This window comes from Streptomyces sp. T12 (assembly GCF_028736035.1).
GTDB lineage: Bacteria > Actinomycetota > Actinomycetes > Streptomycetales > Streptomycetaceae > Streptomyces.
This window is the reverse complement of record NZ_CP117866.1, coordinates 7,800,732-7,824,543: the sequence shown is the minus strand read 5'-3', so window position 1 is coordinate 7,824,543 and position 23,812 is coordinate 7,800,732. Positions and strand designations below refer to the sequence as shown.

At 71.0% G+C, this 23,812-nt stretch carries 21 protein-coding genes and 2 pseudogenes; 4 read left to right on the top strand and 19 right to left on the bottom strand.

Translation table 11 applies throughout. The features are described 5' to 3' along the window. Positions 1-242: 242 nt before the first annotated feature. From truB to rimP, 7 genes are all read right to left on the bottom strand, one after another. Complete coding sequence (gene truB / locus PBV52_RS35260) at positions 243-1,148, bottom strand: tRNA pseudouridine(55) synthase TruB (protein ID WP_274243940.1); 906 nt, start codon at positions 1,146-1,148, stop codon at positions 243-245. After that, positions 1,145-1,618 carry a 30S ribosome-binding factor RbfA gene (rbfA, locus tag PBV52_RS35255; protein ID WP_274243938.1) on the bottom strand — a complete coding sequence of 158 codons (474 nt, stop codon included), beginning with the start codon at positions 1,616-1,618 and terminating at the stop codon, positions 1,145-1,147. The genes truB and rbfA overlap by 4 nt, the downstream gene beginning before the upstream one ends. 48 nt (positions 1,619-1,666) lie before the next feature. Continuing rightward, a complete protein-coding gene (locus PBV52_RS35250; RefSeq protein ID WP_128435253.1) occupies positions 1,667-1,963 on the bottom strand; it encodes a DUF503 domain-containing protein in 297 nt (98 codons plus the stop codon). A 220-nt stretch (positions 1,964-2,183) separates the two neighbouring features. Then, entirely contained in the window at positions 2,184-5,300 is a 3,117-nt protein-coding gene (gene infB / locus PBV52_RS35245; RefSeq protein ID WP_274243934.1) for a translation initiation factor IF-2, read from the bottom strand. A gap of 146 nt (positions 5,301-5,446) precedes the next feature. Next, entirely contained in the window at positions 5,447-5,743 is a 297-nt protein-coding gene (locus PBV52_RS35240; RefSeq protein ID WP_078916515.1) for a YlxR family protein, read from the bottom strand. A gap of 102 nt (positions 5,744-5,845) precedes the next feature. Further along, positions 5,846-6,832 carry a transcription termination factor NusA gene (gene nusA, locus PBV52_RS35235; protein ID WP_062702002.1) on the bottom strand — a complete coding sequence of 329 codons (987 nt, stop codon included), beginning with the start codon at positions 6,830-6,832 and terminating at the stop codon, positions 5,846-5,848. 2 nt (positions 6,833-6,834) lie between these two features. Beyond that, positions 6,835-7,341, bottom strand: coding sequence for a ribosome maturation factor RimP (gene rimP, locus PBV52_RS35230; RefSeq protein ID WP_274243929.1), 507 nt, complete (start codon positions 7,339-7,341; stop codon positions 6,835-6,837). Between the two features lie 231 nt (positions 7,342-7,572). On the opposite strand from rimP, the gene PBV52_RS35225 reads away from it, so the two are divergent. The 3 genes from PBV52_RS35225 to PBV52_RS35215 are packed head-to-tail and all read left to right on the top strand — an operon-like array spanning position 7,573 to position 9,557. Further along, on the top strand, positions 7,573-8,142 hold the full coding sequence (locus tag PBV52_RS35225) for a hypothetical protein (RefSeq protein WP_274243927.1): 570 nt from the start codon (positions 7,573-7,575) through the stop codon (positions 8,140-8,142). Further along, the gene (locus PBV52_RS35220; protein ID WP_274243925.1) at positions 8,139-8,606 is read left to right on the top strand and encodes a ferritin-like domain-containing protein; all 468 of its coding nucleotides are present in this window, start codon (positions 8,139-8,141) and stop codon (positions 8,604-8,606) included. Before PBV52_RS35225 ends, PBV52_RS35220 begins: the two co-directional genes overlap by 4 nt. A 51-nt stretch (positions 8,607-8,657) precedes the next feature. After that, the gene (locus tag PBV52_RS35215) at positions 8,658-9,557 is read left to right on the top strand and encodes an aminoglycoside phosphotransferase family protein (protein WP_274243923.1); all 900 of its coding nucleotides are present in this window, start codon (positions 8,658-8,660) and stop codon (positions 9,555-9,557) included. A gap of 7 nt (positions 9,558-9,564) precedes the next feature. Here PBV52_RS35215 and PBV52_RS35210 read toward each other — a convergent pair whose 3' ends face one another. The 12 genes and pseudogenes from PBV52_RS35210 to PBV52_RS35155 all read right to left on the bottom strand — a co-directional run bounded on the left by PBV52_RS35210 (position 9,565) and on the right by PBV52_RS35155 (position 22,445). Further along, the gene (locus PBV52_RS35210) at positions 9,565-9,669 is read right to left on the bottom strand and encodes a hypothetical protein (RefSeq protein ID WP_274249788.1); all 105 of its coding nucleotides are present in this window, start codon (positions 9,667-9,669) and stop codon (positions 9,565-9,567) included. Positions 9,670-9,775: 106 nt separating this feature from the next. Continuing rightward, a pseudogene (locus PBV52_RS35205) lies at positions 9,776-10,915 on the bottom strand (NADH-ubiquinone oxidoreductase-F iron-sulfur binding region domain-containing protein); the annotation flags it as partial. 14 nt (positions 10,916-10,929) lie between these two features. Continuing rightward, positions 10,930-11,250 (bottom strand): annotated as a pseudogene (locus PBV52_RS35200) (FAD:protein FMN transferase); the annotation flags it as partial. A gap of 261 nt (positions 11,251-11,511) precedes the next feature. Continuing rightward, the gene (locus PBV52_RS35195; RefSeq protein WP_274243920.1) at positions 11,512-11,841 is read right to left on the bottom strand and encodes a hypothetical protein; all 330 of its coding nucleotides are present in this window, start codon (positions 11,839-11,841) and stop codon (positions 11,512-11,514) included. Positions 11,842-11,951: 110 nt separating this feature from the next. Further along, positions 11,952-13,655 (bottom strand): proline--tRNA ligase, encoded by a 1,704-nt coding sequence (locus PBV52_RS35190; protein WP_274243918.1) that lies wholly within the window; start codon positions 13,653-13,655, stop codon positions 11,952-11,954. A 107-nt stretch (positions 13,656-13,762) separates the two neighbouring features. Continuing rightward, a complete protein-coding gene (locus PBV52_RS35185) occupies positions 13,763-14,329 on the bottom strand; it encodes a GNAT family N-acetyltransferase (protein WP_274243916.1) in 567 nt (188 codons plus the stop codon). 143 nt (positions 14,330-14,472) lie between these two features. After that, positions 14,473-15,321, bottom strand: a complete 849-nt coding sequence (locus PBV52_RS35180; protein WP_274243914.1) for a GNAT family N-acetyltransferase — start codon at positions 15,319-15,321, stop codon at positions 14,473-14,475. Between the two features lie 277 nt (positions 15,322-15,598). Then, on the bottom strand, positions 15,599-16,756 hold the full coding sequence (ispG, locus tag PBV52_RS35175; protein ID WP_274243911.1) for a flavodoxin-dependent (E)-4-hydroxy-3-methylbut-2-enyl-diphosphate synthase: 1,158 nt from the start codon (positions 16,754-16,756) through the stop codon (positions 15,599-15,601). Between the two features lie 170 nt (positions 16,757-16,926). Next, positions 16,927-18,219 (bottom strand): RIP metalloprotease, encoded by a 1,293-nt coding sequence (locus tag PBV52_RS35170; protein ID WP_274249786.1) that lies wholly within the window; start codon positions 18,217-18,219, stop codon positions 16,927-16,929. A gap of 8 nt (positions 18,220-18,227) precedes the next feature. Then, positions 18,228-19,484 (bottom strand): 1-deoxy-D-xylulose-5-phosphate reductoisomerase, encoded by a 1,257-nt coding sequence (dxr, locus tag PBV52_RS35165; RefSeq protein WP_274243910.1) that lies wholly within the window; start codon positions 19,482-19,484, stop codon positions 18,228-18,230. 106 nt (positions 19,485-19,590) lie between these two features. Then, a complete protein-coding gene (locus tag PBV52_RS35160; RefSeq protein WP_274243907.1) occupies positions 19,591-21,525 on the bottom strand; it encodes an acyl-CoA dehydrogenase family protein in 1,935 nt (644 codons plus the stop codon). 110 nt (positions 21,526-21,635) lie between these two features. After that, entirely contained in the window at positions 21,636-22,445 is an 810-nt protein-coding gene (locus PBV52_RS35155) for an endo-1,4-beta-glucanase (RefSeq protein ID WP_274243905.1), read from the bottom strand. 224 nt (positions 22,446-22,669) lie between these two features. Here PBV52_RS35155 and PBV52_RS35150 point away from each other — a divergent pair, with 224 nt between their 5' ends. Next, on the top strand, positions 22,670-23,686 hold the full coding sequence (locus PBV52_RS35150; protein WP_274243903.1) for a LacI family DNA-binding transcriptional regulator: 1,017 nt from the start codon (positions 22,670-22,672) through the stop codon (positions 23,684-23,686). Positions 23,687-23,812: the final 126 nt, after the last annotated feature.

The window sequence follows — 23,812 nt, the reverse complement described above, 5'->3', positions numbered from 1 at the left end:
ACAGCCAGCGCGGCGAACGCGCCCCCTTCCGCTCCCTCGGTTCACTCCGAGCGCCTGCACGGACGGGTGAACAGGCGGGGGTCGCTGGATACACCCTAGGGGTGGGGGAACCGAGGGGGACCGTGGAGCGGCGGGCAGAGGACTACCCCGTGACCGCCGCTCCACGGGCGAAGACCCGAAGGGGGCCGGAGGCCAAGCGCCTCAGCCGGCCCATCAGCCGACCCGACCCCTCAGCCGGCCCCTCAGCCGAAGATGGCGAGGCTCTTCGCCTTGCCCTTGTGCTGCTCCACGAGCGCCAGGAAACGGCCCTCGGGGTCGAAGACGGCGACGGGGCCGGAGCCCGCGTACTCGTCGGGCATGTCGAGGCGGACCCCGTTCGTGAGCAGCCGGGCGCGCCTGGCATCCACGTCCCAGCGCGGGAACGCGGCCGCGGCGGCCTCGGCGATGGGCATCACGGTCAGCTCCTGCTGGAGCTGGTCCAGGGTCTTGGCGGCGTCCAGCTTGTAGGGGCCGACGCGGGTGCGGCGCAGCGCCGTGAGATGGCCGCCGACGCCCAGGTCGGCGCCGAGGTCACGGGCCAGGGCACGGATGTACGTACCGGAGGAGCAGACCACCGACACGACCAGGTCGAGGACGGCGGTGCCGTCGTCGGCGACGGCGTCCCGGATGTCGTACACCGAGAAGGACGAGACGGTGACCGGCCGCGCCGGGATCTCGAAGTCCTCGCCGTCCCGCGCCCGCTTGTAGGAACGCACGCCGTTGATCTTGATGGCGCTGACCTTGGACGGCACCTGCATGATGTCGCCGGTCAGCTTGGCGATCCCGGCGTCGATGCCGTCACGGGTGACCTTCGAGGCGTCGACCGACCCCGTGATCTCGCCCTCGGCGTCGTCGGTGACCGTGGTCTGGCCCAGGCGGATGGTGCCGAGGTACTCCTTCTCGGTCAGGGCCAGATGACCGAGGAGCTTGGTCGCCTTCTCGACGCCGAGGACGAGGACGCCCGTCGCCATGGGGTCGAGGGTGCCGGCGTGCCCGACGCGGCGGGTGCGCGCGATGCCGCGCATCTTGGCGACCACGTCGTGCGAAGTGAAGCCCGACGGCTTGTCGACGATGACAAGGCCGTCGGGCGTGGTGTGCTTCTGCGTCATTCCGCGGTGTCGCCGTCCGTCTCGGCAGTGCTGTCCGACTCGCCGTCGGAACCCGGCTTGCGGTACGGGTCGGCCTCACCGGCGTACTTCGCGCCCGCGGACGCCTCGCGCACCTTCTCGTCGGACTGGCGCGCCTTGTCGAGGAGGTCATCGATGGTGCGTGCGGTGTCCGGCAGGGCGTCGGCGACGAAGGCGAGGGTCGGCGTGAACTTCACGCCCGCGGCCGCCCCGACGGCCGAGCGGAGCACGCCCTTGGCGCTCTCCAGTCCGGCGGCCGCGGCCGCCCGCTCCTCGTCGTCCCCGTACACCGTGTAGAAGACGGTCGCCTCCCGCAGGTCACCCGTGACGCGGGTGTCCGTGATGGTGACATGCGAGCCGAGCCGCGGGTCCTTGATCCCGCGCTGCAGCTTCTGGGCCACCACCTCTCGGATGAGGTCCGCCAGCCTTTTAGCCCGCGCGTTGTCGGCCACTGGTCCGTCTCCCGTTCTTTCTTCTTCTACGTTCTTGGCTGTGGGTCGTCAGTCGTCGTGGTCACCGTGGAAGCGCCGCCGTACCGACAGCAGTTCCACTTCGGGACGCCCGGCGACCAGCCGTTCGCACCGGTCCAGTACGTCGGTGAGGTGCGCCGCGTCACCGGACACCGCGGCGATGCCGATCTCGGCCCGCCGGTAGAGGTCCAGGTTGTCCACCTCGGCCGCGCTCACCGCGTACTTGCGCTGGAGCTCGGCGACGATCGGGCGGACGACGGAGCGCTTCTCCTTCAGCGACCGTACGTCGCCGAGGAGCAGGTCGAAGGACAGCGTCCCCACGTACATGTATGTAACCGGTTCACCCGCCGGTACGGGATCGATGGTCCTGCCGGCCGTGTGGCCAGGGACATCAGAACCGTACAACGAAGGGGCCGGGCCGATCGACGGATATTACGCTCCGCAGACCGTGGAGCCCGGCAGTGCGCACACCGGTCGGGCACTCTCCGCAAACGGCGCGCTGGCCGACGGAACCGAAGTCCCGTCGGCCAGCACAAACCGTCGGCTGTTACGCCCGCGGCTTCTCGCGCATCTCGTACGTCGCGATGACGTCGTCGACCTTGATGTCGTTGAAGTTTCCGAGGTTGATACCACCCTCGTAGCCTTCGCGGATCTCGGTGACGTCGTCCTTGAAGCGACGCAGACCCTCGATGTTGAGGTTCTCCGCGATGACCTTGCCATCGCGGACGAGGCGCGCCTTGGTGTTGCGCTTGACCTCGCCGGAGCGGATGAGAACACCCGCGATGTTGCCCAGCTTGGACGACTTGAAGACCTCGCGGATCTCCGCCGTACCGAGCTCGACCTCTTCGTACTCCGGCTTGAGCATGCCCTTGAGGGCCGCCTCGATCTCCTCGATCGCCTGGTAGATGACCGAGTAGTAGCGGACGTCCACGCCCTCGCGCTCGGCCATCTGCGCGGCACGACCGGCCGCACGGACGTTGAAGCCGATCACGATGGCGTCCGAGCCCATCGCCAGGTCGATGTCGGACTCCGTGACCGCACCGACGCCGCGGTGCAGGACGCGGATGTCGACCTCTTCGCCGACGTCCAGCTGGAGCAGGGAGGACTCGAGTGCCTCGACGGAACCAGAAGCGTCGCCCTTGATGATCAGGTTCAGCTGCTGGACCTCGCCGGCCTTCAGCACCTTGTCCAGGTCCTCCAGCGACACGCGGCGCGTGCGCTTCGCGAAGGCCGCGTTGCGCTCGCGAGCGGCACGCTTCTCCGCGATCTGGCGGGCCGTACGGTCCTCCTCGACCACGAGGAAGTTGTCGCCCGCACCCGGGACGTTGGTGAGGCCCAGGACCTGCACCGGCGTCGACGGGCCGGCCTCGGCGACGTTGTTGCCGTTGTCGTCGAGCATGGCGCGCACGCGACCGTAGGCGTCGCCCACGACCATCGTGTCGCCGACCCGCAGCGTGCCTCGCTGGACGAGGACCGTCGCCACGGCACCGCGGCCGCGGTCGAGACGGGACTCGATCGAGATGCCCTGCGCGTCCTGGACCGGGTTGGCCCGCAGGTCGAGCGAGGCGTCGGCCGTGAGGACCACGGCCTCCAGCAGGGAGTCGATGTGCAGACCCTGCTTGGCGGAGATGTCGACGAACATCGTGTCGCCGCCGTACTCCTCGGCCACCAGGCCGTACTCGGTCAGCTGACCGCGCACCTTGGTCGGGTCGGCACCCTCGACGTCGATCTTGTTGACCGCGACGACGATCGGGACGTCGGCCGCCTTGGCGTGGTTGAGCGCCTCGACCGTCTGCGGCATGACGCCGTCGTTGGCCGCGACGACCAGGATCGCGATGTCGGTCGACTTCGCACCACGGGCACGCATGGCGGTGAACGCCTCGTGACCCGGGGTGTCGATGAAGGTGATCTTGCGCTCTTCTTCGTTGACCTCGGTCGATACCTGGTAGGCACCGATGTGCTGGGTGATGCCGCCGGCCTCGCCCGCGATGACGTTCGTCTTGCGGATGGCGTCGAGCAGTCGGGTCTTACCGTGGTCGACGTGACCCATGACGGTGACGACCGGCGGACGGACCACCAGGTCTTCCTCGTCGCCCTCGTCCTCGCCGAACTCGATGTCGAAGGACTCGAGCAGCTCGCGGTCCTCCTCCTCGGGGCTGACGATCTGAACCGTGTAGTTCATCTCGCCGGCGAGGAGCTGCAGCGTCTCGTCGGAGACGGACTGCGTGGCCGTGACCATCTCGCCGAGGTTCATCATGACCGCGACGAGCGACGCCGGGTTGGCGTTGATCTTCTCCGCGAAGTCGGTGAGCGACGCACCGCGCGACAGGCGAATGGACTCGCCGTTGCCGCGAGGCAGCATCACGCCGCCGACCGACGGGGCCTGCATGGCCTCGTACTCCTGGCGCCTCTGCCGCTTCGACTTGCGGCCACGACGCGCGGGACCACCGGGACGACCGAAGGCACCCTGCGTGCCACCACGGCCACCGGGACCGCCGGGACGACCGCCGAAGCCGGGACGGCCACCGCCGCCACCGCCGGGACCACCCGGACGACCGGCGAAGCCGCCGCCGCCACCGCCACCGGGACCGCCGGGACGACCGGCGAAGCCGCCGCCACCGCCGCCACCGGGACGACCGGCGAAGCCGCCGCCGCCCGGACGACCGCCGCCACCGCCACCGGGGCGACCGCCGCCACCGGGACCACGGCCACCGGGGCCACCGCCGCCGGGACGCGGGCCGGCAGCCGGACGCTGCGGCATCATGCCGGGGTTCGGACGCGGGCCGCCGGGACCGCCGCCGGGACGGGGACCGCCCTGCGGACGAGGCATACCGCCCGGGGTGGGACGCGCACCGCCCGGAGCCTGCGGACGGGGACCGCCGCCGGCGCCCTGGGGACGGGGACCACCCTGACCCTGCGGACGCGGAGCGCCGCCGGGAGCACCGGCGCCACCCGGGCCGCCGGGACGCGGGGCGCCGCCCGGACGGGGCGCCTGCGGGCGCGCCATGCCGGTGGAGCCACCAGAGGTGAACGGGTTGTTGCCCGGACGGGGACCGGCCGGACGGGCACCGGGACGCGGGGCGCCGCCACCCGGACGCGGAGCGCCGGGACGGTCGCCGCGGTCACCACGGCCCTGGCCGCCCTGACCACCCGGACGCGGAGCGCCGGGACGCGGCGCCTGGCCGGCCGGACGCGGGGCGCCCGGACGCGGGCCGGAGCCCTGGCCCTGAGAGGCGGCCGGGGCGGCGGGAGCCGACGGGGGTGCCGTGAACTCGGGCGTGGTCGGAGCCGGGGACGCCGGGGCGGGCCGCGGCGCGGGCTTCGGGCCCGGAGTGGGACGGGGGCCGGGAGCGGCCGGCGCGGCGGGAGCCGCGGGCTTCTCGGCGGCGGCCGGCTTGGGGGCTGGCGGGCGCGGGGCGGCCGGACGGGCAGCCTGCGCCGGAGAGGGGGCCGCCGGCTTCGCCGGGGCAGCCTTGCGGGCGGGGGCGGGCTTGCCGCCTCCGTTGCCCTGCTGGAGGGCGTCCGTCAACTTACGGACGACGGGCGCTTCGATAGTCGAAGACGCCGAACGGACGAATTCACCGAGTTCCTGGAGCTTGGCCATGACGACCTTGCTCTCAACCCCGAACTCCTTGGCGAGTTCGTATACCCGGACCTTAGCCACTTCGCTCCTTTTAGGTCCGGGTTGCGTCCGGACCGTCGCTACTTCATGGGCGTACTCATCGCGTGCTCATCGAGTGCTCATCGCAATCTCGACCTACTTCCAACTCGCGGGGTACCAGGGCCGCGCGGGGTTCCGCACGACGCTTCTTACGGTGTTGCCTGCTCAGCAACTGTTGTCTGCTCGACGTACTGGCGCAACGCCTTAATGTCGAGCGCTCCCGGGGCGCGCAAAGCCCGCGTGAACGCCCGGCGGCGTACCGCCTGGTCGAGACAGACCAGTGCGGGGTGTACGTACGCACCCCGGCCGGGCAGCGTACCGCGAGGATCAGGGACGCATTCGTCCTTGATCGCCACGATGCGCAGCAGATCAGCCTTGGCCGCTCGCTCCCGGCACCCCACACAGGTGCGTTCAGGGCATGCGCGGACGCGTGTCCGGCCAGACACTCTTAAGTCTACCTCCCCGTAGCGGCCTCACCCCTTTGGGGCAGGACTCGAACAGTTGCCGCGCAGTAACGTGACGTAATCTGAGCGACCTGCGGCCGGGATCTATTCCCCGGCCTGCTCGGTGTCCGGGCGGATGTCGATCCGCCAGCCGGTGAGCCGGGCCGCGAGTCGGGCGTTCTGCCCTTCCTTCCCGATCGCCAGCGACAGCTGGTAGTCGGGCACGGTCACGCGCGCCGAGCGGGCCGCCATGTCCACGACCTCCACCTTGGAGACCCGGGCCGGCGACAAGGCGTTCGCCACCATCTCGGCCGGGTCGTCCGACCAGTCGACGATGTCGATCTTCTCGCCGTTCAGCTCGCCCATGACATTGCGCACACGACCGCCCATGGGGCCGATACAGGCGCCCTTGGCGTTCAGGCCGCTGCGGGTGGACCGGACGGCGATCTTGGTGCGGTGACCTGCCTCACGGGCGATGGCGGCGATCTCGACGGAGCCGTCGGCGATCTCCGGCACCTCCAGCGCGAAGAGCTTCTTCACCAGATTGGGGTGCGTGCGCGACAGGGTGACGGACGGGCCACGGACGCCCTTCGCCACTCGCACGACGTACGACCGGATCCGCATCCCGTGCGGGTAGGTCTCGCCCGGGACCTGCTCCTGCACCGGGAGGATGGCCTCCAGCTTGCCGATGTCCACGAGCACGTTCTTCGGGTCGCGGCCCTGCTGGACCACGCCGGTGACGATGTCGCCCTCACGCCCCGCGTACTCGCCGAGCGTCGCGTCGTCCTCGGCGTCGCGCAGCCGCTGCAGGATGACCTGCTTGGCGGTGGTGGCGGCGATACGGCCGAAGCCGGACGGGGTGTCGTCGAACTCGCGGGCCTCCTGGCCCTCCTCGAGGTCCTCGGGATCCTCCTTCGCCCACACGGTCACATGGCCGGTCTCCCGGTTCAGCTCCACGCGCGCGTGGCGGCGGCTTCCCTCGGTGCGGTGGTAGGCGATGAGGAGGGCCGACTCGATCGCCTCGACCAGCAGGGGGAAGGAGATCTCCTTCTCCCGTACCAAGCCCCGCAGGGCACTCATGTCGATGTCCACGGCTACGCCTCCTCTTCCTTCTCGTTCTTGCTGTCCTTGCGGTTGAACTCGACCTGCACGCGCGCCTTGTCGATCTCCGGGAAGCCGACTCTGCGGGAGGTGGCCTTGCGGCCCTTCACTCCGGGCACTTCGAGGTCGAGGCCTTCGTCGTCGACCTTCAGAATCCTGGCCACCAGCTCGCCGCCCTCGGCCAGTTGGAACTTCACCAGCCGGTCGACGGCACGTACGTAGTGCCGGTGTTCCGTGAGGAGGCGCTCCGCGCCCGGGGTGCCGACCTCGAGGGTGTACTCGCCCTCGCCCATCGCGTCCGTCTCGTCGAGCTTCGCCGAGAGCGCACGGCTCACATCGGCGATCTGGTCCAGGTCCGCCCCGGCGTCGGAGTCGACGACGACGCGCAGCACTCGCTTGCGTCCGACCGAGTCCACCGCGATCTCTTCGAGATCCAGGCCCTGGGAGGTGACGAGCGGTTCGAGCAGTTCTCGCAGCCTCTCGCTCTGGGTGGTGCTCATCCGGGTGACTCCTCGGCCGCGTGTGCTGTTGTGGGATGGGTCGCGTGTCTGGTCAAAGGGTATCCGGTCGCGAGGGCTGTTGCCGTCCACCTGGGCGCGGGCGGTGCCGATGAGTGGTGCCGTCCGGTTGCGCGGGTACGGTGATCACGGGCCTGCGGCCCGCCGATTTCGTAGCTGCCTTCGTAGCCGCCTTCGTGGCTGCTTCGTACGAGTTCCCCGAGGACGACTGCCGTGCCGTACCCCTCGCCGCCGCGCTCCCCCTCGGGGCCGCGCAGAAGAACGTTGCTCGCCTCTGCCGCCGGGGCCGCCCTGCTGGTCGGCTGCTCCTCCGGGTCCGAGGACTCGGACGGCGGCACGAGCGGCAGTCCGTCGGTCGCCGAGCGGGCACGCGCGCGTGCGGCCCAGGACAGCGCGGGGCTGGTCGAGCGGTACGACGCGGTGCTGGCCGCCCATCCGGCGCTGGCCGAGCTGGTGGGGCCGTTGCGGGCGGAGGCCGTACGGCATGTGGAGGCGTTCGGAGGCGGCCTGAAGGCCTCGGACAGTGCGTCACCTTCCGCGTCGCCGTCACCTTCCGCGTCGCCGTCGTCGTCCGGTTCGCCGTCACCTTCCGCGTCGCCGTCGGCCGCCGTGCCCCTGGACGAGAAGGACGCCCTCGCCGACCTCGCCGCCACCGAGCGGGCGCTCGCGGACCGGCGGGCCAAGGCGCTGCTGGACGTGCCGGGCGAGTTGGCGCGGCTGCTGGCCTCGGTGGCCGCGGCCGGGGCCGCGCACGCGTATCTGCTGACGGAGGGGGCCAAGTGAGCAAGACGAAGAAGAAGCAGCAGCTGACGGCGCTGCAGGCGGCGCTCGCCGCCGAGCACGCGGCGGTGTACGGGTACGGCGTCGTCGGCGGCCGGATCCGCGAGGGACGGCGCTCCGAGGCACGCGCGGCGTACGACGCGCACCGGGCGCGGCGGGACGCGCTGGCGCGCGAGGTGCGCGACCTGGGCGCCGAGCCGGCCGCCGCGAGCGCCGCGTACGCGCTGCCGTTCCCGGTGCAGGACTCGGCCACGGCTGTCCGGCTCGCCGCCGAACTCGAGGACCGGGTGGCCGCGGTGTACTCCGACCTGGTGCGGGCAACAGAGGGTGAGTTGCGGGGCACGGCCGCCGAGGCGCTGCGGGAGGCTGCGGTGCGTGCGGTGCGCTGGCGGGGCGAGAGCGTAGCCTTCCCTGGGCTCGCCGAGCGGGCGGCCGCCGCGTCGGCATCGGCGGCGCCCACGGCGTGACCAAGGCCGGGGTACACGTAGTACGGGATACGGGAAGGGAACAACTCGCGCATGGCTTTCGAACCGCCGCAGCGTCTGGTCAGGGCGCTCGGTGAGACGGCACCGGACGGTGACGACTGGTTGGAGAAGCTGCCGGAGGCGGCCCACCAGGCCGTCGCGCTACGCGAGTTGACCGTTGAGCGGGTGCAGATGCCGGGCGGCCGCAGCAGCCTGGTGGTCCTGGTGCGGCGCCCTGATGGGACCCCCGCCGTACTGAAGCTCGCCCCGCCCCGGGCCCGCCCGGAGAGCGAGCGGGCGGCGCTGGCGCACTGGGGCGGTCTGGGCGCCGTGCAGCTGCTGGAGCCCTTCACGACCGAGGGTGTGCTGCTGTTGGAGCGGCTGCGTCCGGATCTGTCGGTGCGGTCGTTGCCGGAGGCGAAGGCGCTGCTGGAGGCGGCGGGGACGTTGCGGCGGCTGTGGGTGGAGCCCCCGGCCGAGCACCCCTTCGAGACGGTGGCCGAGCGGACCGGGCGGCAGGCCGAGGCGATGCGGATGACCGCGTCGGCGCAAGCCGAGGTGGCGGCGCTGGTCGATGCCGCGCTCGCGGCCCGCGAGGAGCTGTTGGCCGCGCCGCCTGAGCGGCGGTTGCTGCACGGGACGTTTCGGCAGAGCAAGGTGCTGGCCGGGGAGCGGATGCCGTGGCTGGCGGTGGGGCCGGACCCGGTGGTGGGTGAGTGCGCGTTCGATCTGGCTCGGCTGGTGCGGGATCGGGTGGAGGATCTGATTGCCTCGCCTTCGGGGGCGGCGACCACGCGGCGGCGGGTGAAGCGGCTTGCGGAGTCGTTGGAGGTGGATCAGGAGCGGTTGCGGGGGTGGACGTTGTTCCGGGCCGTGGAGTCAGGGGTTCGGGCGCTTCGGGTGGGGCGGCCCAAGGATGCGGAGCTGTTGCTGGAATTCGCCGGGTGGCTTTAGCGGTCCCTTAGGGAACTTCCCCCGCCGTCAGTTTCAGGGCCAGCACGGGACAGTCCGCCGCTGCTCTGCGGGCTCGTCCGACCGTGCGGGCGGGGACCGGGGTGCTGTCCACCAGGGGGTAGCCCCACTCGTCCAGCGTGATGTGGTCGGGGAGCAACTCGGAGCAGCAGGGGCGTGCGGTCGGTCGCGGTGCAGAAGCCGCTTGCGTGGGCGTCGAGTTCGTCGCTGAAGGTGGTCAGGGCGCTGCGGACCAGGCGGACCGTGCCGTCGGGGTGGTGGCAGGCGCCGCGGCCCTCGACCAAGCCGGCCCAGCGGGCTACGTCGGCGCGGGTGCTGCCCTGGGGGCCGGGGGCGGCCAGGGTGGCGAAGGCGGCGGCGATGCGCGGTAGGCCGTTGAGGCAGGGGCCGCACTGGCCGGCCGACTGGAGGGCCAGGTAGCGCAGGACGCGGGCGGTTTCGGCGAGGCCGCAGCGGTCGGCGGGGAGGGCGGCGAGGACTCCCACGCCCAAGTAGGCCGAGTCCAGGGTGAGTTGGGGTGCCTCGGCGGCCGGGACCCAGGTGCCGTGGTAGCCGCCCAGCAGGACGGCCGACATGCCGTCGAGGGGAAGCAGACGGTGCAGCGGCAGGCCGAACGGGGCCTCCACGACCCGGGGTTCGCATCCCGGCACATGCACCGTGCACAGCACGCTGCCCGGCTGGGCCGGGGTGCCGGCGGAGCGGAACCAGTCGGCGCCGTAGCGGGCGATCAGGGCGAGGTGGGAGAGGTGGGAGAGGGTCTCGACGTTCTGGACCAGGGTCGGGGCCCGGTGGACGCCGCGTTCACGGACCGGTGGGCTCTGGTACGTGGGCAGGGCGGCGCCTGCCGAGACGTACCGGGCGAGGGCCGAGGACTCGCCGGACAGGAACCGTTCGGGGAGCCGTACGACCCGGACGGGCACCGGGTCGCCGTGCCGCTGGGCCAGGGCCGGTTCCAGGTAGGACGCACCGTCCCCAACGGCCAGGTGGGCCTCCCCCGCGCCGACCGCGACGGCGGCCAGCTGCAGGCCGTCCAGGACGAGATGGGGTGACTGGCGCAGCAGGGTCCTGTCCTTGCGGCTCGCGGGTTCGCCCTCGGCGCCATTGGCCACGACGACCGGCGTGCGGCCCGTGCGCCGGCCCGCCTCGGCCACCGACAGCAGCTTGCGGTACACCGGGAACGCCGCTCCCCCGCGGCCGGTGAGGCCGGACTCGGCGACTGCGCGAAGGAGGCCGTCGGGGTCGCCGCGCGGCCTCCGCTGTGCAGGCCCACGGTGGCGTACGGCCCTTGGGTGGGCGTCTCGTCGACCGGACCCGTGACGTCCTGGACGCGGATCTGCCAGCCGCCCGCCGGGGGTTCGCCCGCGACGGCCGTGTCGCCGCCCAGGCTCACGAGCACCCCGCAGCCGGCCGCTTCGGCGAGCATCGCGGCCGCCTTGTCGGCCGCCCAGGCCTTGGCGGTGGCGCCCAGGTCCAGGCGGACGCCGGCCGGGACGGCGACCGTGCCCGTCTCCCGGTCCAGCCGCACCTGACGCCGGCCGGGAGCCCGCCGCACCGTCAGCCGTACCGGCCGGTCGTCCTCGCGGACCAGGGTGAAGTCGCGGTCGTAGCCGAGCGCTGCCATCGCCGAGCCGACCGTCGGGTCGACGGCGCCGTCCGTCGCCTCGGCCGCGCGCAGGGCGACCGCCAGGGCCTCGGCAAGCAGGGGGGGCTGACCCGGACCGGGCGGCCCGCCGCGGCGTCGAGGGCGGCGAGTTCCGAGTCCGTGCGGAAGCGGCTGCAGGCGGCGTCGACCTCGGCCAGGTGCCGGGCCAGGAGCAGGTTGCAGGAGTCCAGCAGTGCCGGGTCGGTGACGACGAGCCGGACGCTCGTGCCGAGGGCACGCCAGTCTGCGGCGGCGGTCGTGCGGGGGGGGGGGGGGTGCGCGGGGCTGTGCGCATCACGACGCCCCCGAGGTGGAGTCGGCGGAGCCGGAGCCGGTGCCGGTGCCGGAGGACGTGAGGCTGTCCGACGATGACTGCAGCGAGGAGTCGCTGCTCGAACCGTCCGAACCGCTCGACGAGGTGCTGTCGGAGGCCGAGTTGCCCGAGGAGGTGGAGCTGCTCGTCCCCGTGCTGCCGCTCGCCGCCGTGCCCGCGTCCGCCTGCATCGTGCCGATCAGGGCGAACACCCCGGCAGCCGCCGCGAGCGTGATCGCCGCCGTGGCCGCCGCCGTGCGTCGTGCTCCTCTGCGGACCGCTGCCGCGGCCCCCCGTTCCCTGGTACGCAAGACCGTTCCCCTCCGTAGTGACGCTCTGTCACGTCCTACGGTCGGGGAACGGTCTGAGAGAAACCTGTGAGGCGTCTTTGGCCCCGCGGAGACCTTTCTGAAGGGTTCCTTTACGCGGTCAGCCGGGCGATCGCCTCGTCCACCGTCAGCTCCTCGCGCTCACCGGTCCTGCGGTCCTTGAGCTCGACGACGCCCTCGGCCGCGCGCCGCCCGGCCACCAGGATCTGCGGTACGCCGATCAGCTCCGAGTCGGTGAACTTCACGCCCGGCGAGACACCCGCCCGGTCGTCGCACAGGACGCGCAGGCCGGCCGCGGACAGCTTCTCGGAGACGTCGAGGGCGAGTTCGGTCTGCAGGGCCTTGCCCGCGGCGACCACGTGGACGTCGGCCGGGGCGACCTCGGCCGGCCAGCACAGGCCCTTGTCGTCGGCGGTCTGCTCGGCGAGGGCCGCGACCGCGCGGGAGACGCCGACGCCGTAGGAGCCCATGGTCACGCGGACCGGCTTGCCGTTCTGGCCGAGGACGTCGAGCTTGAGGGCGTCGGCGTACTTGCGGCCCAGCTGGAAGATGTGGCCGATCTCGATGGCGCGGTCCAGCTTGAGGCCGGTGCCGCACTTCGGGCAGGGGTCGCCCTCCTGGACGACCACGACGTCGACGTACTCGCCGACCTCGAAGTCACGGCCGGCGACGACGTTCTTGGCGTGCGTGGCGTCCTTGTTGGCGCCGGTGATCCAGGAGGTGCCGGGGGCCACGCGCGGGTCGGCGATGTACTTGACCTTCTCGCCCAGGCCCTGCGGGCCGACGTAGCCGCGGACCAGGTCGGGGCGGCCCGCGAAGTCCGCCTCGGTGACCATCTCGACGACGGCCGGGGCGAAGTGGGCCTCGACCTTGCCCATGTCGACCTCGCGGTCGCCGGGGACGCCGACCGCCACGATCTCGCCGTCGACCTTCACCAGGAGGTTCTTGAGGGTGGCGGAGGCGGGGACGCCGAGGTGGGCGGCGAGGGTCTCGATGGTCGGGGTGTCCGGGGTGGGGATCTCCTCGAGCGCGGCCACGCCGTCGGCGTCCACCGGCTTCAGCTCGTACGAGATCGCCTCGGTGTTCGCCGCGAAGTCACAGTTGGGGCAGTCCGCGAAGGTGTCCTCGCCGGCGCCGGCCGGGGCGAGGAACTCCTCCGACTTGGAGCCGCCCATCGCGCCGGCGGTGGCGGCGCAGATGCGGTAGTCGAGGCCGAGGCGCGCGAAGATCTTCTGGTACGCCTCGCGGTGCAGGGCGTAGGACTTCGCGAGGCCCTCGTCCTCGGTGTCGAAGGAGTAGGAGTCCTTCATCAGGAACTCGCGGCCGCGCAGGATGCCGGCCCGCGGGCGGGCCTCGTCACGGTACTTGTGCTGGATCTGGTAGAGGATGACCGGCAGGTCCTTGTAGGAGGACGCCTGGTCCTTCACCAGCAGGGTGAAGATCTCCTCGTGGGTGGGGCCGAGCAGGTAGTCGCCGCCCTTGCGGTCCTTGAGCCGGAAGAGCTCCTGGCCGTACTCGTCCCAGCGGCTGGTCGCGTCGTACGGCTCACGCGGCAGCAGCGCGGGGAGCAGCACTTCCTGGGCGCCGATCGCGTCCATCTCCTCGCGGACGATGCGCTCCACGTTGGCGAGGACCCGCTTGCCGAGGGGCAGCCAGGACCAGATGCCGGCCGCCGTGCGGCGGACGTAGCCGGCCCGGACGAGCAGCTTGTGGCTGAGGACCTCGGCGTCCGCCGGGTCGTCGCGCAGCGTCTTCGCCATCAACTGGGACATGCGCTGGACCGGTGCGTTCGCCATCGTTCTCGTACTCCTGCTGGATGGGGGTCCCCCGCTCGAGCGCGGCCGAGTGTGGAGGAGGTTTATGGCAGGAGGTTAGCCGGGCGGTACGGGACGGTGGAAATCGGTTAACGGCGGCGGAGCGGGAGAGGGGCGCCCATCACGGCGTACGGCTTGGGGGCGCTGGGGAAGAGGACCTGGCGGGCGAGGTCCTGGTAGCCGAGGGAGCGGTAGAGGCCGCGGGCCGGGCTTTCGACGTCGATCGCCGACAGGATCGAGCGGGGTTCGGTGGCGTCGTCCGTGATCGTGGTGATCAGGGAGCGGCCCACGCCGCGGTTCTGGTAGCGGGGGTGGACGTGGAGTTCCGTGATGACGAAGGAGTTGTCGAGCCAGTCGTCGTAGCCCTGGGCCCGGAGGTACGGCTCCACGATGGTGGACCACCAGTGGTTGCGGTCGTTGGGCATGCCGTAGACGAATCCGACGAGGCGCTCCGCCGTGGTCGCGCCGAGGGCTCTTGCTCCCGGGTAGGTCATGTGACGCAGCACGATCTGGCGGCGTACGGCTACTTCGTCCGGGCCCAGGCCGAAGGCTACGGCTTGGACGGCCAGGGCCTCGTCCACACGGGCCGACAGATCCAGCGGGCCGATCACGATGTCGTCGGCGTGGCGGCGGTGGCCGTGACCGGGAAGGCGCATGTGGGGAGCCTACAGGTGGGTTCGCGCCGTGTTCCGGGTGCGGCTCGTCTGTGGTTGCGAGCGCCCACGCGGCGGGGCCGGATATCGAAACGGCCCCGCGCCTTGCGGAGTTGCCCGGCTGCCCCTCGAAAGGGAAGCGCCCTTTAGAACAGGACGCTCATGAACGCGCCGACCTCTTGGAAGCCGACCCTCTGATACGTCCTTCTCGCCGCCGTGTTGAAGTCGTTCACGTACAGGCTCACCACCGGGGCCACGTCCGCCAGGGCGTAGCGCAGGACCGCCGCCATCCCGGGGGCTGCCAGGCCCTGGCCCCGGTACTCGGGGGCCACCCAGACGCCCTGGATCTGGCAGGCGCGGTCGGTGGCGGCGCCGATCTCGGCCTTGAAGACGACCTTGCCGTGGTGGTCGAGGCGGGCGAAGGAGCGGCCGGAGCCGACGAGTTCCGCGACCCGGGCCTGGTAGAGCAGGCCGCCGTCGCCAGCCAGCGGTGAGACACCGACCTCCTCGGTGAACATCGCCACGCACGCCGGCATGATCGTCTCCATCTCGTCCTTGCGGATGCGGCGGACGTACGGATCCGGGGTGATGTCGGTCGGCATGCGGTCGGTGACCATGAGGGGCTGGTGGCCGCGGACGTCGCGGGCCGGGCCCCAGCTGGGCTCCAGCAGGCGCCACAGCTGGGCGGTCGATTCGGCGGGGCCGACGATGGAGGAGCAGCGGCGGCCCGCGCGGCGGGCGCGGTCGGCGAAGGCCCGGACGGCTCGCGGGGTGGCGCAGATCGGGACGAGGTTGGCGCCCGCGTAGCACAGGGACGTCAGCATGCCGCCCTCGTACCAGCCCCACATCTCGCCGCCGAGGCGCCACGGGTCGAGGCCGGCGATCTGGACGCGGGACGTCACGAAGGCGTTCGCGACCGGCTCGCGGTCGAGGACGGCGAGCGCGGCGTCCAGGTCGCTCGGTTCGAGCACCCGTGAGGTGGTCTGGGTCAACACGTACGGGGCCTCACGCTGGGGTTCTGCTGATCCCCGCACTGTACCTGCGGAAGCTTTGCCGTGCCGCCCTGTGGAAGTCGCCGCACGTTTGCACTGACCGTAGGCCGACGCACCGCCCCTGGGGGCCTGCGCCCCCCCAGACCCCCGCTTCGGCCCAGAACGGGCCTCGTCCTCGACCGCCGGACGGGCTGGATGATGCGGGCCGGCGCCAAGAGGGACCGAGGGGACGGACGCCGGGCGGGACTGGTGCTCCTGGCGGCGTCCAGGAAGCGTCCGGTCAGCCCGCCACCGAAATCGACGGCTCGCCGCTTGCCACGCCGTCCGCCTCCATCTGTTCGGCCAGCTTCATGGCCTCCTCGATGAGGGTCTCGACGATCTTGGACTCGGGGACGGTCTTGATGACCTCGCCCTTGACGAAGATCTGGCCCTTGCCGTTGCCGGAGGCGACGCCGAGGTCGGCCTCGCGAGCCTCGCCGGGGCCGTTCACGACGCAGCCCATGACGGCCACCCGCAGCGGGACCTCCATGCCGGTCAGGCCCGCCGTGACCTCCTCGGCCAGCTTGTAGACGTCGACCTGGGCGCGGCCGCAGGACGGGCAGGAGACGATCTCCAGGCCGCGCTGCTTGAGGTTGAGGGACTCCAGGATCTGGAGGCCGACCTTCACTTCCTCGGCGGGGGGTGCGCTCAGGGAGACGCGGATCGTGTCGCCGATGCCCTGGGAGAGGAGGGCTCCGAACGCCACCGCGCTCTTGATCGTGCCCTGGAAGGCCGGGCCCGCCTCCGTCACACCGAGGTGGAGGGGGTAGTCGGACTGGGCCGCGAGCTGGCGGTACGCCTCGATCATCACGACCGGGTCGTTGTGCTTGACCGAGATCTTGATGTCCCGGAAGTCGTGCTCCTCGAAGAGGGACGCCTCCCAGAGCGCCGATTCGACCAGGGCCTCGGGCGTCGCCTTGCCGTACTTCTGCAGCAGGCGCCGGTCGAGCGAGCCGGCGTTGACGCCGATGCGGATCGGGGTGCCGTGGTCCTTGGCGGCCCGCGCGATCTCCTTGACCTTGTCGTCGAACTGCTTGATGTTGCCGGGGTTCACGCGGACCGCGGCGCAGCCCGCCTCGATCGCCGCGAAGACGTACTTCGGCTGGAAGTGGATGTCCGCGATCACCGGGATCTGGGACTTGCGGGCGATGGTCGAGAGGGCGTCGGCGTCGTCCTGCGTCGGGCAGGCCACGCGCACGATCTGGCAGCCGGAGGCCGTGAGCTCGGCGATCTGCTGGAGGGTGGCGCCGATGTCGGACGTACGGGTCGTCGTCATGGACTGGACCGAGACAGGGGCGTCGCCGCCCACCGCTACCGTCCCGACCTGGATCTGCCTGCTCTTCCGGCGCTCGGCGAGCTTGGTCGGAACGGACGGCATGCCGAGAGAAATCGCAGTCATCTGCTGTGCAACCCCAAGTCGTGGATCAAGGTCCGGTTCCCGTACGCAGCGGGCTCCAGGCTTCGAGATTACGGCACGGGGCCTCACCCCAGCACATCACGGCCCGTAAACCCACCCAATGGAAGGCGGCCCGGGACATACGATCCCGGGCCGCCGCGAACTCCGTATGACTAGGAGATTCTGACCGGGTTAACCACGTCCGCGACCAGCACCAGCAGCGTGAAGCAGATGAAGATCGAGGCGACCACGTACGCCACCGGCATCAGCTTCGCCACATCGAACGGACCCGGGTCCGGCCGGCGCAGCACCTTCGCCGTGTTGCGGCGCAGCGACTCCCACAGGGCGCCCGCGATATGGCCGCCGTCGAGCGGCAGCAGCGGGAGCATGTTGAACAGGAACAGGGAGAGGTTGAAGCCGGCCAGCAGGAAGACGAAGGTGGCCAGCTGCTGTGAGGCCGGGATGTCGAGGGTGGCGATCTCGCCGCTGACCCTTGCCGCGCCGACGATGCCCATCGGGGAGTCCGGCTCGCGCGGGCCGTCGCCGAAGGCCGCGTCCCACAGTGCGGGGATCTTGGAGGGCAGGGCGACGAGGGAGTCGACGGCGTCGCCGACCCGGTCGCCCATCCAGGTCACGGAGTCGCCGAAGTCCTGTTTGACCACGCCCGTGGCGGCGCTGAAGCCGAGGAAGCCCGCCTGGACGTACTTGCCCTCGACGTACGCCCCGCTGGCGTCCTTCCTCACGACCCAGTTGGTGGCGATCTTCGCGTGCAGGGTCAGTTGCTCACCCTTGCGGTCGACGACGATCGGGACGTCCTCGCCGGCACTGTCCCGGATGAGGTCGGAGAGGGTGTTCCAGTCCTCGGTCCGTACCCCGCCGAAGGAGACGATCTTGTCGCCGGCCTTCATGCCCGCGGCCGCGGCCGGGGACTTGTCGTCGGACGCCTTGCACTCCTCGCGCTTCTCCTTCTGGTCGATGACGCACGGGGAGACCGAGCTGACGGTGGTGGTCTGCTGCTGGATGCCGAAGGCCATCAGCACGGTGAGGAACAGGGCCACCGCGAGGACGAGGTTCATGAAGGGGCCCGCGAACATCACGATGACCCGCTTCCACGGCTTGCGCGTGTAGAAGAGGCGGGTCTCGTCACCCGGCTTGAGCTCCTCGAACGCGGCCGAGCGGGCGTCCTCGATCATGCCGCGCCAGGGTGAGGTCGAGCGGGCTTCGAGGCGGCCGTCGGGGCCCGGCGGGAACATACCGATCATGCGGATGTAGCCGCCGAACGGGATCGCCTTGACGCCGTACTCGGTGTCGCCCTTCCTCCGCGACCAGAGGGTCGGGCCGAAGCCGACCATGTACTGCGGCACGCGGATGCCGAACAGCTTGGCCGTGGACAGGTGGCCCAGCTCGTGCCAGGCGATCGAGAAGAGCAGCCCGACCGCGAACAGCACTATGCCGAGGATGAACATCAGGGTCGTCATGCACAGGCCTCCGCCGTGTGTGCCGCCAGTTCCTGTGCCCGCCTGCGGGCCCAGCTCTCCGCTTCGAGGACGTCCGCGACGGTGAGTGAAGTTCCCGCGGGCGGGGTGCCGTGTTCCGCCACCACCCGCGTCACGGTCTCCATGATCCCGTTGAACGGCAGCGCGCCGGCCCGGAAGGCCTCCACGCACTCCTCGTTGGCCGCATTGAACACCGCGGGTGCCGTGCCCGCGAGCTCGCCCACGTGGCGCGCCAGGTTGACCGACGGGAACGCGTCGTTGTCGAGCGGGAAGAACTCCCAGGTCGACGCCTTGCTCCAGTCGAACGTGGGCGCGGCGTCGGGGACGCGCTCCGGCCAGCCGAGGCCGATGGCGATCGGCCCGCGCATGTCGGGGGGCGTCGCCTGGGCGATCGTGGATCCGTCGGTGAACTCAACCATCGAGTGAACATACGACTGGGGATGCACGACCACCTCAATGCGGTCGAAGGAAATGTCGTAGAGCAGGTGCGCCTCGATGACCTCCAGGCCCTTGTTGACCAGGGTCGCGGAGTTGATCGTGATGACCGGGCCCATGGCCCAGGTGGGGTGGGCGAGGGCGTCCTCGACCGTCACGTTCGCCAGCTCGGCCTTCGTGCGGCCGCGGAAGGGGCCGCCGGACGCCGTGACGACGAGCTTGCGTACGTCCGCGCGCGTGCCGGACGCCAGCGCCTGGAACAGGGCGGCGTGCTCGGAGTCGACCGGGATGATCTGGCCGGGCTTGGCGAGCGCCTTGACCAGCGGCCCGCCGACGATGAGGGACTCCTTGTTGGCGAGCGCGAGGGTGCGGCCCGCCTCCAGGGCGGCGAGGGTGGGCGCGAGGCCGATGGAGCCGGTGATGCCGTTGAGGACGGTGTGGCAGTCGGAGGCGGCGACCTGCGTGGCCGCGTCCGGGCCGGCCAGGATCTCGGGGAGCGGCTCCCCCGTGCCGTACTGGGCCGCCAGAGCTTCCCGCAGGGCCGGTACGACGTCCTCGCGGGCGACCGCGACGGTCCGCGCCCTCAGCCGGTACGCCTGCTCGGCGAGGAGGGCGACCCGGCCGCCGTTGGCGGACAGGGCGGTGACCCGGAACCGGTCGGGGTTGCGCAGCACGAGGTCGATGGCCTGGGTGCCGATCGAGCCGGTGGAGCCGAGGATCACCACGTCCTTGGGGCCGTCGCCCGCCACCGGGTCGTAGACGAGGTGAGGGTCGGCGAGGGGGGCTGGACTGTCGCTCATCCCCCCATTGTGGCCGCAACGGCTGTCGGGAAGGACAGGGCGTCCCCCTCGGCGGGTAACAGGATGGTGAGGGGTCACTGCGGGCAGTGACCCCTCGGGGTGTCCGTCACCTGATCGGGCGGTGCACGTTCTCCCGCTCGCTCGGGCCCGGTGTCGCGTCGGCGATCCACGGGGCGCCGTCGTCCGACGGGTCGACGATGCCGCTCTCCAGCCACTCGTACGTGCCCGACATCACGCCCTTGACGACCTTGCGGTCGAGGTCGTCGGTGTTGGACCACAGACGGCCGAAGAGCTCCTCCACGCGCAGGCGGGCCTGGTGGCAGAAGGCGTCGGCGAGCTGGTAGGCCTCACGGCCGTGCTCGCCCTGGCCGCGCAGGTGCTCGGCGCGGACACAGGCCGCGCTCATGGCGAACAGCTCGGCGCCGATGTCGACGACGCGGCCCAGGAAGCCCTGCTTGGTCTCCATGCGGCCCTGCCAGCGGGACATGCCGTAAAAGGTGGAGCGGGCGAGCTTGCGGGACGTGCGTTCGACGTAGCGCAGATGTGTGGAGAGGTCGACGCTGTGTTTGAACTCGCCGTACGAGTACGGCAGTTGCCCCTGGCCGGCGACCAGCTTCGGCAGCCACTTGGCGTAGAAGACACCGGCGTTCGCGCCCGCCTTCGCCTTGTCCTGGAGGGACTTGTCGGGGTCGATGAGGTCACCGGCGACCGACAGGTGGGCGTCGACGGCCTCGCGGGCGATGAGGAGGTGCATGATCTCCGTCGAGCCCTCGAAGATGCGGTTGATGCGCAGGTCGCGCAGGACCTGCTCGGCGGGGACCGCGCGCTCGCCGCGGGCCCGCAGCGACTCGGCCGTCTCGAAGCCTCGGCCACCGCGGATCTGGACGAGCTCGTCGGCGATGAGCCAGCCCATCTCGGAGGCGTAGAGCTTGGCGAGGGCGCCTTCGATGCGGATGTCGTTGCGGTCCTCGTCGGCCATCTGCGAGGCGAGGTCGGTGACGGCCTCCAGGGCGAAGGTGGTGGCGGCGATGAAGGAGATCTTCGAGCCGACGGCCTCGTGGTGGGCGAGCGGCTTGCCCCACTGCTCGCGGGCCGCGGACCACTCGCGGGCGATCTTCAGGCACCACTTGCCGGCGGCGACGCAGGACGCGGGCAGGGACAGCCGTCCGGTGTTCAGCGTGGTGAGCGCGATCTTCAGGCCGGCGCCCTCGGGGCCGATGCGGTTGGCGGCGGGGACGCGGACCTGGTGGAAGCGGGTGACGCCGTTCTCGATGCCGCGCAGGCCCATGAAGGCGTTGCGGTTCTCGACGGTGATGCCGGGTGAGTTGGTCTCCACGACGAAGGCCGTGATGCCTCCCTTGTGGCCCTCGGACTTCGGCACCCGTGCCATGACGACGAGGAGGTCGGCGACCACGCCGTTGGTCGTCCACAGCTTGACCCCGTCGAGGACGTAGTCGTCGCCGTCCGGTACGGCGGAGGCGGCGAGGCGGGCCGGGTCGGAACCCACGTCGGGCTCGGTCAGCAGGAAGGCGCTGATGTCGGTGCGGGCGCAGCGCGGCAGGAACCGCTCCTTCTGCTCCGGGGTGCCGAACAACTTCAGCGGCTGCGGTACGCCGATCGACTGATGGGCGGAGAGCAGGACGCCGATCGCCGCGGACGCGGAGCCGGCCAGGGTGAGGGCCTTGTTGTAGTAGACCTGGCCGAGGCCGAGCCCGCCGTACTTGGTGTCGATCTTCATGCCGAAGGCGCCGAGTTCCTTGAGCCCGTCGATCACGTCGTCGGGGATGCGGGACTCGCGCTCGATGAGGGCGCCGTCGACCTTCGTCTCGACGAAGTCGCGCAGTTTGGCGAGGAACTCCTCGCCGCGCTGGGCGGCCTCGTCGGTGGGCATCGGGTGGGGGTGGATGAGGTCGAGGCGGAAGCGGCCGAGGAACAGTTCCTTGGCGAAGCTGGGCTTGCGCCATTCCTGCTGCCGGGCAGCCTCCGCCACCTGGCGGGCCTCACGCTCACTGACAGTGGGTTTGGCGGGTACTGCGGACATGAGGCTCACCTCGCCGCGAATCGGGATCTTGGGCCGTTTGGTTACCGACGGGTGCTACTCGATCGTATGTACCCGATTCCGGGCGACCCCACCACCCTGCGTGCAGCCGTTCAGCCGATGTTGACGGAATACGCCTTCGTGTCCAGGCGGCCCGTGCCCTTGAAGACCTCGGTGCCGGCCTCGATGCCGGAGACGTACTTGTCGTTGCCGAGCAGATTGCGCCGGACGAGTGCCTGGGTGAAGTCGTCCAGGTTGAGCGTGGCCTTGGTGGTGTTGGTGCGGCGGACGAACGAGTGGACCTTCCAGCCGATGTCGCCCTCGTAGATGTCCCACATCGCGCCGCCCAGGCTGACGCTGCCGTACTTGGTGCCCAGCGGGCCTGCGCCGCCCTGGCGGTTGAGCCAGACCATGATCTCGTCGGTGGGCTGGTCCTGCCAGTCCGCGGTGTTCTTGGTGTGCAGCCACAGGTCGTAGGCGACGTTCATGGTGCCGGGGTTGGAGCTGACCGAGAACTCCCAGCTCGTCCGCACCGGCTTGCGGTCGCCGACGCGGACAGGCAGGCCGGTGGTCGCCTTGTCGACCTTCCAGCCCCAGTGCCAGCCGAGGACGGCGGACGCGTACGACTTCACGTCGTAGTCCTTGCCGGTGCTGCTGTTGGCCAGGCTGTAGTCGGTGCCCCAGGAGATCGTCGAGCCCGACTGGGAGTTGTCCCAGACGCATTGGGTGCCGGTGTACTTGCCCTCGTTCCAGAGGTTGTTGTTCACGTAGTACTTGCCGAGCGTGATCGTGTCGAAGGCCGTGCACTTCTTGCCGGACTCGTCCGCCTGGGCGACGGTGACACCGGCGGCGGCCGCGAGGGCGATCGCGGCTGAGACGAGGGTCTTCGCCTTCTTGGACAGGCGGGGGCGGCGGTGTTGCATCGGGGGTCCTTCCGGGGGACGGTGCGGGTACGCCTTCTCAGTGGCCGCCGACCGCCGGGAGGTTGCCCCCACGGCGCCGACACCCTCGTATGAGAAAAGCTGTCGAAGCGCTTCGACAACCTATGGACACCCACGCGCGCCAGAGCTAGTGTCGAACCACCCTCACACCCGCCCCTGTACGTACCGCGCACTGTCGAAGCGCTTCACAAAGCTTGGAGAGCTGGATGGTCACCCTCGCCGAGGTCGCCCAGCACGCCGGAGTCTCGGCGAGCACGGTGAGCTATGTCCTCAGTGGCAAGCGGTCCATCTCCACGACCACCCGGCATCGGGTCGAGCAGAGCATCCGCGAACTCGGCTACCACCCGAACGCGGGCGCCCGCGCCCTGGCCAGCAGCAAGTCGAACATCATCGCGCTGATGATCCCGCTGCGCACCGACATGTACGTGCCGGTGATGATGGAGATCGCCATCGCGGTGGCCACCACGGCCCGGACGTACGGATACGACGTGCTGCTGCTGACCGGCGAGGAGGGCCCCGACGCCGTGCGCCGGGTCACCGGCAGCGGGCTGGCCGACGCGATGATCCTGATGGACGTCCAGCTGGACGACGAGCGGCTGCCGCTGCTGCGCGGCACCGACCAGCCGTCCGTGCTGATCGGTCTGCCGGCCGACACCTCCGGGCTGACCTGCGTGGACCTCGACTTCAAGGCGACCGGCGCGCTGTGTGTGGAGCATCTGGCGATGCTGGGGCACCGGGACATCGCTGTCATAGGCGAGGCCCCGGCCGTCTACGAGCGGCACACCGGTTTCGCCGAGCGCACGCTGGACGGACTCCGGCTGCGTTCCCAGGAGCTGGGGATGCGGCTGCTGCACCGGCCCTGTGAGGGCGGGTACGACGCGATGGCCGTCACCCTCGCCCGCATCCTCGACGAGCGCCCGAGCACCACCGGGTTCGTCGTGCAGAACGAATCGGCTGTCGAGCCACTGCTCGCCCTGCTGCGCCAGCAGGGCCGCGCCGTGCCCGAGGACGTGTCGGTGGTCGGCATCTGCCCCGACCAGGTCGCCACCCAGGCCTCGGTGCGGCTGACGTCCGTCTCCATCCCCGCGCAGGAGATGGGCCGGCATGCCGTGCAGCAGCTGGTCGCCAAGCTCGAGGGGCGCGGGAGCGACGAAGTCGTGCTGATCGCACCCGAGTTGACGGACCGGGCGAGCACGGGCCCGGCGCCGTCCGCCGCCCACTGACACCCTCTGCCAAGCCCACGCACCGTGCCCCTTGGGGGCACCCCCATGTCGTCCCCGCTGCCCTCTTCAGGAGCGCCCCCGTGAATCACTCAGGTTTGCCTCGCAATGTTCGCGCCGGTCATCCCG